Here is a 17747-nt window from a genome sequence, read left to right as displayed (position 1 = left end):
CCTACAGTTATTTCGGTAATTAGAGAAATTACTGGGCAAAAAAACGCTCAGGACGGGTCGTCTGCAGCTCCCGCGCGGCCGGCGCGCGCATGGCGGGCTTCGGGCTGGCCGGCTTCAGGCTGGCTGGCATCAGGGCCTGCTTCGAGGTCATCGACCGCCTCGGCATAAGGCTCGACCGGCGGCGCCTGCGGAGGCGGCAGCGGTTTGACCGGGCCGCGCACGTACTGCTGGATGCGCGCGCCCATCTTGAGCAGCTTGATCAGGGTCTTGGGGTCGAGCCGGTTCATCTCGTCGATCCAGCTCGTGCCGGTCTCCATGAAGTCCAGCACCTCGCGCATGCGCTCCAGAGTGCGCTGGTCGCGCGGGTCGGCCGGGGCGACGGCGCTGTCGAGCACCGAGCTGCGCAGCATGCTCAGGGTCGGCTCGATCTCGCGCCGGCGGCGCTCCTGGACCACGGCACGGAAGATGTCCCAGACGTCCTTGTAGGTCTCGAAGTGGTCGCGGCGGTCGCCGAGCACGTGGGTGACCCGGGCCAGGTTCCAGCCCTGCAGTTCCTTGAGGCTGGTGCTGACGTTGGAGCGCGCCAGGCTCAGGGTCTCGCAGATCTCGTCGGCGGTGATCGCGCGCTCGGACAGGAACAACAGCGCATGGATCTGGGCGACGGTGCGGTTGACGCCCCAGCGGCTGCCCATCTCACCCCAGTGGAGGATGAATTTCTCTTGGAGCGGGCTGAGCTGCATGGGGTTTTCTCTTATTTCTGTTTAGACAGAAATTAAAGAATGATCCGGCCGGCGTCAATCTCCGTTCGTCGGGGCGTCGCCCTCCTGGGCTCTGGGTAGGAGCGGCGCGAGCCGCGACACGCAGCCGCAGCAACGACGCCGTTGCGATGCCAGACCATTAGAAGCCCGAATACGCAGGCCCTTCGGATCATTCCGAAGCGGCGCAGCTTTCGACCAGCGGCAACCTCCCGGCCAGACGTCGCGGCTTGCGCCGCTCCTACCCCAAGCCCCAAAACACGAAGCCCAAAGCACGAAGCCGCGATCTCACCCTGCGCGACCGGCCCGACGCAGGCTCGCCGAGCGAGCCGCCGGACCATCCGTCGGCTGCTTCGATCAAGTCTTACCGGCTTGCCCATTTGTTACTAAGATTAGTACATGAGCCTGACCGACACCCGCCGCGCCCTCCTCGCCTACCTGCGCGAACGCATCGCCGCCGACGGCCTGCCGCCGTCGCAGCAGGAGATCGCCGCGCATTTCGGCTTCCGCCAGAACCGCTCGGCCGGCTACCACTTGCAGGCCCTGCAGGCCGAGGGGCTGATCGAGCTGCTGCCCGGCCGCGCCCGCGGCATCCGCCTGGTCCACGAGGCCGGTCTCGACGGCGAGTTCGAGGCGCACGACGTCGACGACGCCTCGCGCGCGCCCACCACCAACGACCCGCGCCTGTCCCTGCCGGTCCTCGGCCGCGTCGCCGCCGGCGCGCCCATCGGCGCCGCCGCCGAGGCCGAAAGCCATGTCCTGATCGACCGTCTGCTGTTCTCGCCGCGCCCGGACTATCTGCTGCGGGTCAAGGGCGATTCGATGCGCGAAGACGGCATCCTCGACGGCGACCTCGTCGCCGTGCACCGCACCCGCGACGCCGCCAACGGCCAGACCGTGGTCGCGCGCATCGGCGAGGAAATCACCATCAAGCGCCTGAAGATCACCGCCGACGGCATCGAGTTGTTGCCGCGCAATCCCGACTACGCGCCGATCGTGATCGCCGCCGACGCCGACTTCGCGATCGAAGGCATCTACTGCGGCCTGGTACGCCGGGCCTGAGCGCGGCCATGAGCAACATCGTCGCGCTCGACCGTTTGATCGACACCCGCCAGGTCTGGCGCGGGCAGTCGGCGAACCTGGCGCCGTCCTCGCAATCCACCGGCCACGCCGCGCTCGATGCCGCGCTGCCGACCGGTGGCTGGCCCGAGGCGGCCCTGAGCGAGTTGCTGTTGCCGGCCAACGGCGTCGGCGAACTGGAACTGCTGTGGCCGGCGCTGGCGCGGCTGTCGCAGGACGATGCTCTGCACGGCGGGCGCATGATCGTGCTGGTCGATCCGCCGTTCGTGCCGTATGCGCCGGCCTGGCGCGATGCCGGCGTAGTACCGGCACGTTTGCAATGGATCCGCGCCCAGCATCGCGACGCCTTGTGGGCGACCGAGCAATGCCTGCGTTCGGGCGCTTGCGCCGCGGTGCTGTGCTGGCCGCAGCGCGCCGACGACCGCGCGCTGCGCCGACTGCAGGTCGCGGCCGAGACCGGGCAGTGCCTGGGCTTCGCCCTGCGCGATAGCCGCGCTGCGCTAAACCCGTCGCCGGCGGCCTTGCGCATCGCCATCGACACCGCACCGCGGCAGTTGCGCGTGCTCAAATGCCGCGGCGGCAATGCGCCGACCCGGCCGATCGCGTTCGCCCATGGCGCGCGCGACGTCATGGGCGAGGCTGTAGTTACGGCGCGTATCGAAGCCGAGCGCATCGATGCTCTCCACAGTGGCAGCGGCAGCGACCGCGAACCGAACCGCAGCGAAGCCGCCGTCGTGCAACCGATCCGCCTCGCCGCGCAGCCGGGCCCAAGCACGCGGCATGATCCATCGCCGCCGGCGCGTCCCGCGCCGGTCCTGACCCTGCACCCGCGTTGAGCCGGCGAAGATGCGCTGGGCCTGCCTGCTTTTGCCGCAGTTGGCGCTGGACGTAGTCCAGCGCGGACATGCAGAACCGGAGCGCGCATTGGCCCTGGTCGACGGCCCGCAGGCGCGGCGGCGCCTGTATGCGGTCAACGCCGGCGCTCGCGCGCTCGGCCTGAAACCCGGCATGTCGTTGATCGCCGCGCAGGCGATCGCCGATGGTTTCCAGACCGTCGACTACGACCCGCAAGCCGCCGAACAGGCGCGCCAGTTGCTCGCCGCCTGGGCCTATCGCTACAGCTCGCAGGTCAGCACCGCCTTTCCCCATGCGATCGTGCTCGAAGTAGGACGCAGCCGGCGTTTGTTCGGGCCTTGGCCGCAGTTGCGCGAACGTCTCACCCAGGAGTTGCGCGAGCTGGGCTTCCGCCATCGCATCGCCGCCGCGCCCAACCCCCATGCCGCGCGCGTGCTGAGCAATATCGAAGACGGCCTGTGCTGCGACGAAGACCGGCTCGATGCGATGCTGGCGAAGTTGCCGATCGAACGCTGCGGCTTCGACGCCGACACGGTCGAAGCCCTGCAGCGCATGGGCCTGCGCAAACTCGGCGCGGTCTTCGCCCTGCCGCGCGCGCCGCTGGCGCGACGTTTCGGCCAGGAAGTGCTGATCCGCCTGGACGCCCTGCGCGGCGCGGCGACGCCGCCGCTGCTCTACTTCCAACCGCCGGACGCCTTCGACGCGCGCATCGAACTCGGCCACGAAGTCGAATCCAGCCTGGCCCTGTTGTTTCCCCTGCGCCGGCTCACCGCCGACCTGTCGGCGTATCTGTCCGGCCGCGACGGCGGCGTCGAGCGCTTCAAGCTGATCCTCGAACACGAGCGCCACGCCCATCACCAGAACCACCCGCCGAGCGAGATCGCGGTCGGCCTGCTCGCACCGGAGCGCGATGCGACGATGTTGTTCGAACTCGCACGCGGGCGCTTGCAGCAGGCGCAACTGCCGGCGGCGGTGGTCGGTCTGCGCCTGCTCGCCGAGGCCTTGCCGCCGTTCGTGCCGGCGCGACGCGACCTGTTCGACACCCGCCCGCAACAGGCGCTGCCGTGGACGCAGTTGCGCGAACGCCTGCGCGCACGGCTCGGCGACGACGGCGTGCAAGGGCTGGCGCCGCAAGCCGACCATCGTCCCGAACGCGCCTGGCGCAGCCTGCCCGGCGACATCGCCGCGCGCACCGACAAACACGCACGCAAAGTGCCGCGCCCGGGTTGGCTGCTGCGCCAACCCGAGCCGCTGCACGACAAGATCGCTCGGGTCCTGGCCGGCCCGGAGCGCATCGAATCGGGCTGGTGGGACGAAGACGACGTGCGCCGCGACTACTACCTGGTCGAAACCGTCAAAGGCCAGCGCGCCTGGGCCTACCGCAGCGCCGGCGGCGACGGCCCGCTGATCCTGCACGGCTGGTTCGCATGAGCACTCCGCCCAGCAGCACCCTGTCCAGCAGCACCCTACCCGACTACGCCGAGCTGCATTGCCTGTCGGCCTTCAGTTTCCAGCGCGGCGCCTCGATCGCCAGCGAGTTGTTCGAGCGCGCGCAGATGCTGGGCTACAGCGCCCTGGCGATCACCGACGAGTGCAGCTTGGCCGGCATCGTGCGCGCCTGGCAGGCGGCGAAACAGACCGGGCTGGCGCTGATCGTCGGCAGCGAGATCCGCATCGACGGCGGGCCCAAAGTCGTGCTGCTGGTCGCCGAGCCGGTCGGTTACGCCTCGCTGTGCGGCCTGATCACCCAGGCGCGGCGACGCGCGAAGAAAGGCGAATACCGCTCGCTGCGCGAGGATTTCGATGGCCGCTGCGAAGGCCTGCTGGCGCTGTGGCTGCCCGACGGCGACGAAGCCGACGACGCCCACGCGGCTTGGCTGCGCGAACGTTTCGGCGCGCGCCTGTGGCTGGCGGTGGAGCTGCATCGCGGCCCCGACGACGACACTCGCCTGGCCGAACTGCAGGCGCTGGCCGCGCGCCATGGCCTGGCGACCGTCGCCGCCGGCGACGTGCATATGCACGAGCGCGCACGCCGCCCGCTGCAGGACGTGCTGACCGCGATCCGCCATCGCACCACCGTCGCCGAGGCCGGGCACCGCCTGTTCCCGAACGGCGAGCGCCACCTGCGCATCCGCAAAGCGCTCGCGGCGATCTACCCGCGCGCGATGCTCGAAGAAACCCTGCGGATCGCGGCGATGTGCCGCTTCGACCTCAAGCGCGATCTCGAATACCAATATCCGCACGAGCTGATTCCGGCCGGCGAAACCCCGAAGAGCTGGCTACCGCGCCTGGTCGCGAAAGGCGCCGCGGCGCGTTGGCCGGGCGGCGTGGCGGCGGATGTGCGGAAACAGATCGAGCACGAGTTGCGCGTCATCGCTCAGCTTAACTACGAGTCCTATTTTCTCACCGTCCACGACATCGTCGCTTTCGCCCGCTCGAAGGACATTCTCTGCCAGGGCCGCGGTTCGGCGGCGAATTCGGTGGTCTGCTATGCCCTGGGCATCACCGAGATCGACCCGGTCCGCATGGGCATGCTGTTCGAGCGCTTCATGTCGATCGAACGCAACGAGCCGCCGGACATCGACGTCGACTTCGAGCACGAACGGCGCGAGGAAGTACTGCAATACGTGTTCAACCGCTACGGCCGCGAACGCGCGGCGCTGACCGCGGTGGCGATCAGCTACCGCGGCCGCAGCGCGGTGCGCAACGTCGCCGCCGCCCTGGGCATGCCGCAAGACCAGATCGGCGAGCTGGCGCGCACGCTCGACCGCTGGAGCGAGGACGTGCCCTTGCCCGAGCATCTGCGCGAACGCGGCTTCGACCCGGATTCGCCCCTGCTGCAACGCGTGGTCGCGCTGTCCGCGCATCTGGTGCGGCACGGCTTCCCGCGCCATCTGTCGCAGCACCCGGGCGGTTTCGTGATCTCCGAGCGGCCGCTGCACACCCTGGTGCCGGTCGAGAACGCGGCGATGGACGATCGCACCGTGGTGCAGTGGGACAAGGACGATCTCGATGCCCTGGGCATCCTCAAGGTCGACTGTCTGGCCCTGGGCATGCTGACCGCGGTGCGCAAGACCTTCGCTTCGCTCAAGCGCCAGGGCCACGGCCAGCTCGACATGGCCGGCATCCTCGCCCGCGGCGAGGACGAAGCGGTCTACGACATGATCTGCGAGGCCGACACCATCGGCGTGTTCCAGATCGAATCGCGCGCGCAGATGTCGATGCTGCCGCGGCTGCGTCCGCGCACGTTCTACGACCTGGTGATCGAGATCGCGATCGTGCGGCCCGGGCCGATCCAGGGCGACATGGTCAATCCCTACCTGCTGCGGCGCAAACTGCAAAAGAGTGAAATCGAATATCCATCGGAAGATCTTCAGGGCGTGCTCGAACGCACGCTGGGTATCCCGTTGTTCCAAGAGCAAGTCATGCAGATCGCCGTCGTCGCCGCCGGCTACACGCCCGGCGAGTCCGACGAGCTGCGCCGCTCGATGGCGGCCTGGAAACGCCACGGCGGGCTCGAACCGCATCGCGACAAATTGCGCGAGGGCATGCTCAAGCGGGGCTACACCGAAGACTTCGCCCACCGCATCTTCGAGCAGATCAAGGGCTTCGGCAGCTACGGCTTTCCCGAGTCGCACGCCGCCAGCTTCGCCCTGATCACCTATGTCAGCTGCTGGCTCAAGCATCACCACCCGGCCGCGTTCGCCTGCGGGGTCATCAACTCGATGCCGATGGGCTTCTACACGCCCGGGCAGATCCTCCACGACGCGCGCCGTCACGGCGTCGCGGTGTTGCCGGTCGACGTGCGCTACAGCGAATGGGACTGCACCCTGGAGCCGGTGCACGGCCGGGTCGGCAAGCATCCGCATGCGATCCGCATGGGCTTGCGCCTGATCAACGGTTTCGACGAGGCCTCGGCCGATCGCATCGCCGATGCGCGGGTGCGGGCGCCGTGGCGCGACGTCGAAGACCTGTGCGCACGCGCCGCCATCGATGCGCGCGTACGCGCCCTGCTCGCCGACTCGGGCGCGCTGCGCGCGCTCGCCGGCCATCGCCACCGCGCGCGCTGGGCGGTCGCCGGTGTCGACACGCAATTGCCGCTGTTCGCCGGCGTGGCCCGCGACGAGACGCCGGTGTCGCTGCCGTTGCCGACCGCCGGCGAAGACGTGCAGGCCGACTACGCCCTGCTCGGCACCACCCTCGGCCGTCATCCCTTGTCGCTGCTGCGCAGCACTCTGCACGCGCGGCGCTGCCGGCGTTCCTCGCAACTGGCCAAGACCGAGACCGGCACCCTGATACGTTTCGCCGGCTTGGTGACCGTGCGTCAGCATCCGGAAACCTCCGGCGGGGTGACCTTCCTCAGCCTTGAAGACGAGGACGGCACCGTCAATGCGATTGTCTGGCGCGATCTCGCCCAGCGCCAGCGCCGGGTCCTGGTCGAAGCGCGGCTGATGGCGATCGACGCACGCCTGGAACGCGTCGACGGCGTGCAGAACCTGATCGTCTCGCGCATGGAAGACCTGACCGCCCTGCTCGGCAGCCTGAGCACGCATTCGCGCGACTTCCACTGAAGCGTTGCAATGACTTCGATGCGGGAAACCGAAAGCTAAAGCTAAAAGCAAATCCCCCCTGCCCCCCTTTTCCAAAGCGGGGAGAGGCCTGGTGGGGACGCTCGGGGGGCGCCACTGATGAGCGGCTGGGTAGCGAGAGAGCAAGCGACAACGAATGCCGACGGCTAAGGACTCAGCACTCCCCGAGACCCATCCCCACCATTGCGGCTCTCACCTCTGAAAAAGCACCGATGCTGCTCCCCCTTTGAAAAAGGGGGGCTGGGGGGATTTGCTCCTGCCCCATCGAACGCCACCGCTTTCGACACAGGAACTGCCATAAGGCCTTCGCTCAGGGCTTGGGAATGCGTAAAGTCTTGCTGATCATCAGCGAGCCCGACAGCGCGAACATCAGCACCAGCGGATGGAACTGCCAGGGCCCGAGCTTGAACATGCCCAGCCACAGGTCTGAGCCGATGTCGCCCTGCACCGCGGCGATGGCGAGCACGATCACCAGCAGCAGGCTGGTCGGGATCGGCGTGCCCTCGAAGTATTTGACCTTGCCCTCGTCGCCGGCCAGGGCCTCGGCGGTGACGTTGTAGCGCGCCAGGCGGCTGACGCCGCAACCGACGAAATAGCTCAGCACCACCCAGTCCCAGCCGCCCTGCAGGCCGCAGGCATAGGCCAGCGCCGCCGGCGCGACGCCGAAGGAGATCACGTCGGCCAGCGAATCCAGCTCGCGCCCGAGCGTGGACGAGGACTTGCGCCAGCGCGCGACGCGGCCGTCGAGGGCGTCGAAGATGAAGGCCAGCGGGATCAGCGCCATGCCGATCATGAGGTCGCGCACGCCGCCTTCCTGCAGGAAACGCATCGCAGCGAAGATCGCGCCGGTGCCGCAGAAGGCGTTGGCGAGGGTGAACCAGTCCGCGAGATGGAATTCGCGGAGCATCGAAAAATGACGCGCCAGGCGGTGCTGCTCCGTGGCGAACGGCGGTGGGGCCGTCCAGGAAGGGCGTTCAGCCTGCCAAAGCCTATGCGCCCGCCGCAAGAGGCGGAGGTCGCAAAGGCATCGATCCTCGCCGGCATCGGCCCTCGGCATACCCCCTCGCAAGCGGCCGCGCCCCGGCAATCAAGCGCACGGCGAACCGCGCAGGGCCTGCTCGGACCTGCGCGGCGGCGGTTGTGCGCGGATCAAGGCCTCGTTCGCGCCCGGCTTGCGCGCCGATGAACGCCACGTTCGCGCCTGCTCGCGCGCCGATGAACGGCGCGCAGGGGCCCTCAGCGCGGGATCGCCAGGTCGGCGGCCTTCAAGGCTTGCCCTTGCGCGCGCGGCGCGGTCTCGATCAGCGCATCGGCCGGCAAGGGCTGGCCCTGGTCGAGGTGCGCGTCGACGCGGTCGAGCGCCTCGTAGATATACGGCAACAACGGCAGGTAACGCGTGCTCAGCGCCGGCAGGCCGAGGAAGGCGTCGAAGTGCTGGACGTTGCGCACCTGCCAGTAACGCACCTGCGCACTGGACCGGCGCGCCATCGCCACATAGGGCGCGCTGCTGAAGGCCGGCGGGATCAGGCCGTCGTCGAGGCCGTGCACGACCACGATCGGCAGGTCCTTGCGCGGCGCGGCGGCGCGGGTCGCCTCGATGCCCTTGCGCACGCGCTGCTGCGCGGCGGCGAGCGCTACGCCGCGCTCGGCGTCCTGCTCGCTCCCCGGTTCACTGAGGCGTTCGCCGTTCCATAGTTCGCGCAGGCCGGCCAGTGGTGCGAGACGCTGCCCGGCCTGCGCCGCGTCGGGGCCGAACAGATACACGCCCGCGCCCGGCGGAATGCCGCTGGCATCGGACCACCAGGCGGCACGTTCGGCTTCGCTTGCTACGCGTTCGCTGATCGGCGCGCCCGGGGCGACCTGGCCGGCGCCGTAGACGTAGCTGACCCAGGGTTGGTCGGGATTGCGCGTGCGCGGCGGCTGCGCGGCGCTGAAGCGGCCGTAGGCCGAGGCATAGGTCGCCGCGACCGCACGCCACAGATCGAAGTTGACCGACAAGGCGCCGGCGCGCAACGCTTCGTCGCTCCAGCCGTTGCTGCGCATGCGTTCGTAGGCGGCCTGCGCACGCACCTCCGTGGTCGCCTGCCCGGCGGCATCGCCGAGCATGCCCAGGGCGGCGGCGTAGTTGCAGAACGATTCGGCGCTGTCGCCGCTGATCGGCGCCACCGGCATCGCGCCGAGCGGCTTGTGCAACAAGGCGCAGGGCATCAGCAAGGCGGCTTCGGTGGTGTAGTCGTACAACGGCCGCGCGCCTTCGACGTAGACGTTCGGCTCGCCGGCCACCACCGCGTCGAGCCAATGCTTATCGAGCCCGTCCTTATCGTGCGTGCTTTTATCGGGCCGGCCCTCGTCGCCGAGTTCGGCCGCTCGCAGCACCGCGCCGCCGCCGTTGGAAATGCCGACCGCGATCACCCGCGTATTGGCGAAGGTGAAAGGCGCCTGTTTCGGGAAGGCCTGGTCGAGCGAGCGCAAACCGAACTGCGCGGCCTGACGCACGTGCCGTCCCCAGTCGGCCTCGGGGTTGTCGCGCGAATGCGCATGCTTGAAGGCAACGCCCTTCGAAGCCTCGCGTTCGCCTGCACTCGGAGTAAAGGCCAGCCCGCCTTCGGAGACCGGGCCGGTGGTGCCGTCGGCGCGCACGCCGATGCCGGCGTCGAAATCGAAATAGTCGGTGCCCGCGCCCTTGTCGGTGTAGGCCACCGCGCAGCCTTTCGGCAGACCCCAGGCACCGGCGACCGCGATCGAGCCGTAGATGCCGCGCGAGCCCGACGAGGCGCTGACCACCAGGCAACGTTTCTTGGCGTCGAACTCATCGGGCACCTGCACCAGCACGCGATGCGGCTGCTTGGCCCCGCTCAACGTGGCGAATGCGCTGAACTCGCGCCCGGGCACGCGCGCGACGCTGCCGTAGAGTTCGCCGTAGCCGCCGCCCGGGGCGAGATCGGCGATGCCGCGCCAGTTCGTCCACAGCGCGCGCCGACGCAACTCCGCAGCGGAGGGATGTGCAGCGTCGGCGAACGCCGGCGGCACCATCGCACGCAAGCCGTCGAGGCCGAGGCCGGCGCTGAGCAGGTCGTCGTGTTCGCCGCGATGCTCGGTCTGGCGTTCGGCGCTGAACATCGATGCGGCTTCCTGGCGGGCGTTCGGGGCGGCAGGGCGCTGCTTGGCGGCGACCGCCACCGGCGATACCGCGCAAGCCAGCAGGACGAGGGCGGCGGTGGCCGCGGCGGTGCGAAGGGATTGGGCGCTCATCCTCGCAGGCTAGCAAGTCGCGCCCGGCGCCTCATCGTACTTTCGTACAGCCTGCCGTTCCTGCGCCCGCCGTTCGTACAGTCAGCCTTGCATACGGCGCGGCGGCCGCGGCCGATGCGCCCGGCCTGCTAGGCTTAGGGCGATGCCGACCCTGCTGATCGCCGACGACCATCCGCTGTTCCGCGCCGCGCTGCGCCAGGCCGCGGCCGATGCCGTGCCCGACACCGCGATCCGCGAAGCCGGCACGCTCGACGACACCCTCGCCGCGCTCGAAGCCGAGCCCGGCATCGATCTGGTCCTGCTCGATCTGCACATGCCCGGCAACCACGGCCTGGCCGGGCTCGCGGCGATCCGCGCGCAATACCCGGGCACCGCAGTCGCGGTGGTGTCGGCCAACGACGATCCGCGCGTGGTGCGGCGTGCGCTCGACCACGGCGCCGCCGGCTATCTGCCCAAGAGTTCCGGCCTGGACGAATTGCGCGATGCGATCCGCGCGGTGCTGGCCTGCGAGCAATGGCTGCCGGCTTCGTTGCGCGTCGCGGTCGCGCGCACTCACAGCGAGCGCGGCGACGCCGACCTCGCCTCGCGTCTGGCCAGTCTGTCGCCACAGCAATTCCGGGTGCTGACCCTGGTCGCGCAAGGCCTGCTCAACAAACAGATCGCCGATCGCCTCGACGTGCAGGAACGCACGGTCAAGGCGCATCTGTCGGCGATCTTCGACCGCCTCGGCGTGCGCAACCGCACCCACGCCGGCGTGGTCTTGCGCGAACTCGAATTGTCCGACCCGGCGCGGCGAATCGAAGACTGAGCGCAAGCGTCGGCTCGGACGTTGCGCGTCCGCCGCTCGACCCCGGATGGCTTGGTGGCGCTTAGCGTCGGACACTCGCGCCGTCAAGACTGCGCACGCCATCGCGAATCGTGATAGGCCTGCGACGAAGTGCGCGGCGCCGACGTTGGCACATTCAGGCTGTTTACCGTTTTTGTCGTCCGTGTTGTCCACACAGCCTGTGGACAAGCCTGCGGACAGTTATCTGCGAACCATAGCGAATGCATTGCTACACAAGCATTGCAATAGAGTTGGCGAGAAAATGACCAGCTGATTTTCTTGACTTTGCTCACGCTTGGTCACCACCCGCAATCCGGCCCGACGACGGCCCGGCGAGGCTGTTCAGCGTGCGATTCCGCCGGCGGCGAGCAAGCGGTCGAGCACCGATTTCAGAGCCAGCGGCTTGACCGGTTTGGCCAGCAGCGACCAGCCGGCGGCATGCACCGATTGCCGCACCGCAGCACCGGTGTCGGCGCTCAACAGCAGGCAGGGCCGCGCGCCGAACTCGCCGCTGAGCCGTTGCGCCAGGGCCACGCCGGTGTCGTCGTCGTCGAGGTGGTAGTCGAACAGCCACAGCGCCGCGGGTTGCTCGCGCATGGCCCGGCGCGCGTCCTCGCCGACACTGGCGGTGACCACCGCGCAGCCCCAGCGCCGCAGCGTCTCGCTCAATGCGCTCAAGGCCTGCGGGTCGTTGTCGACCGCGAGCACGCGCAGCCCGGCGATGCTGCGCGCTTCGCTGGCAGGCGCCATCGCTTGCGGCGCGGGCAGGCTCGGCACCCGCACGCCGAACGCGGTGCCGTGGCCGACGCGGCTGTGCAGGCTCAGCGGCGCGTCGAGCAGCTGCGCAATGCGGTCGGCGATCGACAGACCCAGGCCGAGGCCCTGCCCCGGCGCGTCCTCGCCGCGGCGGAATTCCTCGAAGATCATCGTCCGCTGCTCCGGCGCGATGCCCGGGCCGCTGTCGTGCACTTCGATCGACAAGCCGCCGGCGCGCCGGCGCACGCCGATCAGCACCCGTCCCTGCGCGGTGTAGCGCACCGCATTGGCGAGAAAGTTCTGCAATACCCGGCGCAACAACTGCGGGTCGCTGCGGGTCCACGCGCGCGAAGCGACATAGCGGAAACGCAGGCCGCGCGCGGCGGCGATCGCGCCGAACTCCGAGGCCAACGGTTCCAGCACTTCGGCCAACGGAAATTCGCGCGGCTGCGGCACCAGGCCGCCGGCCTGCAAACGCGACATGTCGAGCAAACCGGTCAACAAATCGCCGGTGGAATCGAGCGCGCCGCCGATCTGGGCCACGGTCTCGCGTTGCGCCGGCTCGGCGAGCTGTTGCGCCAAGGCATCGGTGAACAACTGCGCGGCGTGCAAGGGTTGCATGAGGTCGTGGCCGACCGCGGCGAGGAAGCGGCTCTTGGCCTCGTTGGCGCGCTCGGCCTCGCGGGTCGCGACTTCGAGGTCGGCGGTGCGCTCGGCGACGCGCTGCTCCAGGGTTTCGTTGGCCTGGATCAGGCCCGCCTCGGCGCGCCGGAACGCGGTAACGTCGGTGAAGGTGGCGACGAAACCGCCGCCGGGCATCGGGTTGCCGCGGATTTCGATGATGCTGCCGTCGGCGAGCACGCGCTCGGACAGATGCGCGGTGCCGGCGCGCATGAAGCCCAGGCGCCGTTCCAACGAATATTCGATATCGGCCTGCATCGGCAGGCGCTGCATCGCCCAGCGCGCGAGATCGGCGATCGGCCGGCCGACCTGCAGCAACTCGGCCGGATAGCCGAACAACTCGGCGTAGCGGCGGTTCCAGGCGACCAGGCGCAATTGCGCATCGACCACGCTGATGCCCTGGCTCATGTTCTGCAACGCCGCTTCGAGCAAACGCTGATTGAAACGCAGGTCGGCCGAGGCCTCGCCGACGATCGCCGCGACCGTGTCGAGGTCGCGCCCGGCCTCGCGCCGCGCCGCGTCCAGCAACACCCGCGCCGAGGCCGAACCGAGCACCGCGGCGAGTTCGCGCTCGACCCCGGCTTCGACCGTGGCGTCGACCGCGCCGCCGGCCGGCACGCCGTCGAGCAATTGCGCGACCCGTTCGCGCGAGAGAAAGCGCAGGCCGGCGTCGCGCAAGGTCTGCGCATCGAGCCCGCGGCGCGCGTGGCGCGGCGATTCGCGCCGCCATAGCGCCATCAACACGGTCGCCAAGGTGCCGATGAACAAGCTAACGCCGACCGCACGGCCGAGCCGGCTCCAACCGGTCAGACCGAACAAGCGTTCCGGCGCCAGCCAGTGCCAGCCGAACGGACCCTCGTGCAACCACGGTGGCGTGAAGCCGCGCGCCTCGTACAACATCGGCAGCAGCAACACCCAGGCCCAGCCGGCGAAGCCGGCGACGATGCCGGCGAAGGCCGCACGCGCCGGCGTCTGTGGCCGCCACACCGCGAACGCGAGCGCCGGCGCCAAGGTGGCCAAGGCCGAGAACGACACCGCGCCGACATCGGCCAGCGCCTCGCTGCCGGCGATCAGCCGGCTATAGCCCCAGGCCAGCAGCATGATCGCGACGATGCCGGCGCGGCGCAGCGCGAGCACGCGCCCGCGCAAGTCGTCGTTGCGCGCCCAGGCGCCGCGCAGCAGGCCCGGCGCGAACCAGTGGTTGCCGATCATCAGGCTCAGGGTCAGGGTGCTGACCACGACCATGCCGGTGGCGGCGCTGAGCCCGCCGAGAAAGGCGAACAGCGCCAATGACTCGTGCCCTTGCGCCAGCGGCAAGGCCAGCACGTACAGGTCCGACGGCACCTGGCTGCCGAGCAGGGACTGGCCGACCTTGGCCAGCGCCAGCACCGGCAACGCGATCAGCAGCAGGTACAGCGGGAACTGCCAACGCGCGGTGCGCACGTCGGCTTCATCGCGGCATTCGACCACCGCGACGTGGAACTGATGCGGCAGGATGAACATCGCCAGCCCGCCGAGCAGTACCAGCGGCACGAAACCGCCGGCCGGCTGCGCCGGTGCGTCGACGACAGCGGCTGTCGCCTGCGGCAAGTCGCCGAGCCCGAACCAGACGAAGGCGCCCAGCGCGAGCATCGCCGCGAGCTTGAACACCGATTCGAAGGCCATCGCCAGGACCAGGCCGCGGTTGTGCTCGGCCGCGCTGGCGCGGCGGGTGCCGAACAGCATCGCGAACAAGGCCATCGCCAGGGCCACGTACAGCGCGCTGTCGCGCCAGGCCGGCAGCGCGCCGCCGTCGGTCGCGCTCGTGGTCAGCATCGCAAAGCTCATCGCCACGGCTTTCAGCTGCAGGGCGATGTAGGGGATCAGGCCGAGCGCGGCGATCAAGGTCACCAGCGCGGCGAGCCAGGCGTCCTTGCCCAGGCGCGTGGCGATCAGGTCGGCGAGCGAGGTCGCGTTGGTTTCGCGCGCCAGCTTGACCAGCTTGACCATGAAGCCGAGCGCGAGCGCATAGAACAGGATCGAGCCGAGGAAGGTCGGCGGCAATGGCCAACCGTAGCGCGCCGCCTGGGTCACCGTGCCGTAGAAGGTCCACGAGGTGCAATGCACCGCGAGCGACAGCGCGTAGATGTGGCGCCAATGCCGCGCCAGCACGTTCGGCCGCCGCTCGGCGAACAGCGCGGTACCGAACATCAGCGCCAGCCAGGCCAGGCTGGCGAGAGCGACGACGGTGAGGCTCAGCATGAGGCGGCGACGGGACGCATCGGCGCAGGATAGCGCAGCGCTTCGCCGCGGCGGATGGGGGTTGGATTGGCTGGGCTGCGGCTTTGGCTGTGGAACGGCGAAAGCAAAGGCAAAGGCAGAGGCAAATCCCCCCTGCCCCCCTTTTTCAAAGGGGGGAACAGCATAGGTTTTGGGTGGAGAATGATCCCCTCCTCAAGCACTCCCCTCCTCGTGGAGGAAGAACGGCGCGAGCTTCGGAAGCGAACGAATCGCCCCGAAGTACTTCCCCCTTTGAAAAAGGGGGACCGAGGGGGATTTGCTCTCAGCTCTCAGCTTTTCGCTTCTTGCTTCTCGGCTTTCGCTTCTCAACGTCCGAGTTCAAGCCGAGCAAAACGAATCCCCGCCATCCCTGGCAGAGGATTCACGCCGCCACGGCGGCGTCGTCGGTCGCCGTGGCAACGATCAGAACGCGTACTTCACCGACAGCGTGTACTGGCGCGGCGGGCCGTAGAAGCCGGTGTAGACGCCCAAGGCCGAGTTGAGGCTGTAACCGGTGGTGCGGTATTCCTTGTCGGCCAGGTTGGTGCCCTGCAGCGACACCGTCCACGGGCCCGGGCTCTTCCAGGTCACGCCGGCGTTGACCAGGCCATAGCCGTCTTGGGTGATCGGCACCGCGCCGGTGCGGATGATCTCGGTGGTCGCCACCACGTCGCTCTGGTAGCTATAGCCCACGCGCGCCGACAGGTTGCTGCCGTCGCTCAGGTCGGTGCGGTATTCGACGTTGAGCGCGCCGGAGAAATCCGGGGCGTTGGTGAACTCCTGCTCGTCGGCGATGTTGACGCCGGCGTAGATGAACTCGTCGTACTTGGCGTCGAGCCAAGCCAGGTTGCCCGAGATCAGCCAGTGCTCGTTCGGCAGCCACTGATACTCGACTTCCAGGCCCTGCACCGTGCCGGAACCGGCGTTGGTGAAATCGCCGAAGAAAGCGTCGTTGGTGCCGTCGCCATTGCTGTCGTAGGCGGTGAACACCGACAGCTGAATGTCTTTGTAGTCGTTATGGAAATAGGCCAGGTTCAAGAACAGGCGCTGGTCGAAGAAGGCCATTTTGCTGCCGACTTCGAAGCTGTCGACGACCTCGTCGTCGAAGGGCTCGGCCGAACGCGGCACCGCCGCGGCCTGGGCGCGGATGTTGTAGCCGCCGGACTTGAAGCCGCGGGTGGCCAGGCCGTACAGCAAGATGTCGGGCGCGATCTGGTAGTCGAGCGAGATCTTCGGCGAGGTGTTCTTGAAATTGATCTTGCGGTCGAAATTCGCCGCGACCAGGCCGTTGGGCACGCTGAAGCTGGCGTCGCGGTAGCCGCGGTTGAGCACCTTGGCGCGCTTGTCCTCGTCGGTGTAGCGCACGCCGACGTCGAGCTTGAGCTTGTCGGTCAGGTCGAAGGTCCAGTCGGCATAGGCGGCGATGCTCTCGGTGAAGACCGTGCCCTGGGTGTCGCCGAAGCTGAGGTTGAAGAAGTTGTTGAGCACCTGGCCGCCGGCCTCGCCGTCGAAGGCGTACACGCCCATGACGCCGCGGGCGCGGCCGCCGCCGTCGTAATTGGCCTGCAATTCGTGGGTGATCTGCTGGTCGCTGTAGAACGCCTTCACGTCGGCGATCTTGTTCTGCAGGGTGTCGAAGTCGATGTTGGTCTCGGTATCGGACTCGCGCTTGGCCAGCACGTACTTGAAGCTCCAGTCCTCGCTGGCGCGCCAGTTGACCGTCGCCGACGCGCCCTTGATGGTGGTGTCGTTGATGTTCGGCATGCCGCTGCGGATGTCGTAGCGCGAATTCAGCGGCGCCTGGCCCGGGGCGAAGCGGTTGGCGGCGAGCATCTTGGCGCCGCGCACGCCGGACTGGTCGTCCATCCAGTCGAAGGCGAACTGGATGTCGAGCGCGTCGCTGACGTAGGCGCCTAGGCTGCCGCGCAGGGCGAGAATCTCTTTATCGCTGACGTCCTGGCCGGTGACGACGTTCTCGCCGAAACCGTCGCGATTGAGGCTGGCCACCGAGAGGCGGCCGCGCAGGGTCGCATCGCCGCCCTGGGTGCTGCCGCCGATGGGGCCGGCGATGGCGGCCTTGACGTCGAGCTGGCCGTAGTTGCCGACGGTGACCGAAGCGAAGCCGTCGAGCGAGGTCGGCAGGCCGCGCGAGATGTACTTGATCGCGCCGCCGATGGTGTTCTTGCCGTACAGCGTGCCCTGCGGGCCGCGCAGCACCTCGATGCGCTCGACGTCGAACACATCGAGCAAGGCGCCCTGCGGGCGGGCGATGTAGACATCGTCCATGTAGATGCCGACGCCCGGGTCGACGCCCCACAGCGGATCGGACTGGCCGACGCCGCGGATATAGGCGGTGATGGTGCTGCTGGAACCGCGCGCGGCGTAGATGGTCAGGTTGGGCACCTGCGCGTCGAGATCGCTGAGGTCCTCGACATTGAGCCGGTCCAGCGCTTCGGGCGTGAATGCGGTGATCGCGACCGGCACCTCCTGCAGAGTCTCCTCGCGCTTGCGCGCGGTCACGGTGATCGAACCCAGCGTCTTGGCCTGCGCCTCGGCGGCCGGCGCGGCTTCCTGCGCCCAGGCGGCCGGCGCCAGCAACGCGCCGGCGATGGCCAGGCTCAGCGTGCTGTGACCGATCTTGCTGCGTGTCTGCTTGCCTTGCTTCACGTGTGTCTCTCCCCTTGTAGCGGCCGT

Annotated in this window: 9 protein-coding genes and 1 pseudogene; 5 read left to right on the top strand and 5 right to left on the bottom strand. The window is 68.8% G+C overall.

Going from position 1 to position 17747, the window contains the following annotated elements; genetic code table 11:
* Positions 1-47: 47 nt before the first annotated feature.
* Positions 48-740 (bottom strand): GbsR/MarR family transcriptional regulator, encoded by a 693-nt coding sequence (locus ACTOWK_RS08160; protein WP_441329681.1) that lies wholly within the window; start codon positions 738-740, stop codon positions 48-50.
* A gap of 414 nt (positions 741-1154) precedes the next feature.
* Here ACTOWK_RS08160 and lexA point away from each other — a divergent pair, with 414 nt between their 5' ends.
* From lexA to ACTOWK_RS08140, 4 genes and pseudogenes are all read left to right on the top strand, one after another.
* Positions 1155-1817 (top strand): transcriptional repressor LexA, encoded by a 663-nt coding sequence (gene lexA / locus ACTOWK_RS08155; RefSeq protein WP_441329680.1) that lies wholly within the window; start codon positions 1155-1157, stop codon positions 1815-1817.
* A gap of 8 nt (positions 1818-1825) precedes the next feature.
* Positions 1826-2449, top strand: a pseudogene (imuA, locus tag ACTOWK_RS08150) (translesion DNA synthesis-associated protein ImuA); the annotation flags it as partial.
* Positions 2450-2681: 232 nt separating this feature from the next.
* Complete coding sequence (locus ACTOWK_RS08145) at positions 2682-4121, top strand: Y-family DNA polymerase (protein WP_441329679.1); 1440 nt, start codon at positions 2682-2684, stop codon at positions 4119-4121.
* Positions 4118-7261: an error-prone DNA polymerase gene (locus ACTOWK_RS08140; RefSeq protein WP_441329678.1), complete on the top strand. Its 3144-nt coding sequence runs from the start codon at positions 4118-4120 to the stop codon at positions 7259-7261. Before ACTOWK_RS08145 ends, ACTOWK_RS08140 begins: the two co-directional genes overlap by 4 nt.
* A 328-nt stretch (positions 7262-7589) precedes the next feature.
* On the opposite strand, the gene pssA is transcribed toward ACTOWK_RS08140, so the two are convergent.
* The gene (gene pssA / locus ACTOWK_RS08135) at positions 7590-8204 is read right to left on the bottom strand and encodes a CDP-diacylglycerol--serine O-phosphatidyltransferase (RefSeq protein ID WP_441329752.1); all 615 of its coding nucleotides are present in this window, start codon (positions 8202-8204) and stop codon (positions 7590-7592) included.
* A gap of 311 nt (positions 8205-8515) precedes the next feature.
* The gene (locus ACTOWK_RS08130) at positions 8516-10531 is read right to left on the bottom strand and encodes a 3-hydroxybutyrate oligomer hydrolase family protein (RefSeq protein ID WP_441329677.1); all 2016 of its coding nucleotides are present in this window, start codon (positions 10529-10531) and stop codon (positions 8516-8518) included.
* 142 nt (positions 10532-10673) lie between these two features.
* Here ACTOWK_RS08130 and ACTOWK_RS08125 point away from each other — a divergent pair, with 142 nt between their 5' ends.
* Positions 10674-11339: a response regulator transcription factor gene (locus ACTOWK_RS08125; protein ID WP_441329676.1), complete on the top strand. Its 666-nt coding sequence runs from the start codon at positions 10674-10676 to the stop codon at positions 11337-11339.
* Between the two features lie 360 nt (positions 11340-11699).
* Here ACTOWK_RS08125 and ACTOWK_RS08120 read toward each other — a convergent pair whose 3' ends face one another.
* Together ACTOWK_RS08120 and ACTOWK_RS08115 are read right to left on the bottom strand one after the other, a co-directional pair.
* Positions 11700-15035 carry a hybrid sensor histidine kinase/response regulator gene (locus ACTOWK_RS08120; RefSeq protein WP_441329675.1) on the bottom strand — a complete coding sequence of 1112 codons (3336 nt, stop codon included), beginning with the start codon at positions 15033-15035 and terminating at the stop codon, positions 11700-11702.
* 441 nt (positions 15036-15476) lie between these two features.
* Positions 15477-17663 carry a TonB-dependent receptor gene (locus ACTOWK_RS08115; protein ID WP_441329751.1) on the bottom strand — a complete coding sequence of 729 codons (2187 nt, stop codon included), beginning with the start codon at positions 17661-17663 and terminating at the stop codon, positions 15477-15479.
* Between the last annotated feature and the right edge of the window lie 84 nt (positions 17664-17747).

The organism is Lysobacter sp. CA196 (genome assembly GCF_052078695.1).
In the GTDB taxonomy this organism is placed as follows: domain Bacteria; phylum Pseudomonadota; class Gammaproteobacteria; order Xanthomonadales; family Xanthomonadaceae; genus Lysobacter.
The sequence above is the reverse complement of the archived record's forward strand: the minus strand, read 5'-3'. Positions and strand labels throughout refer to the sequence as shown.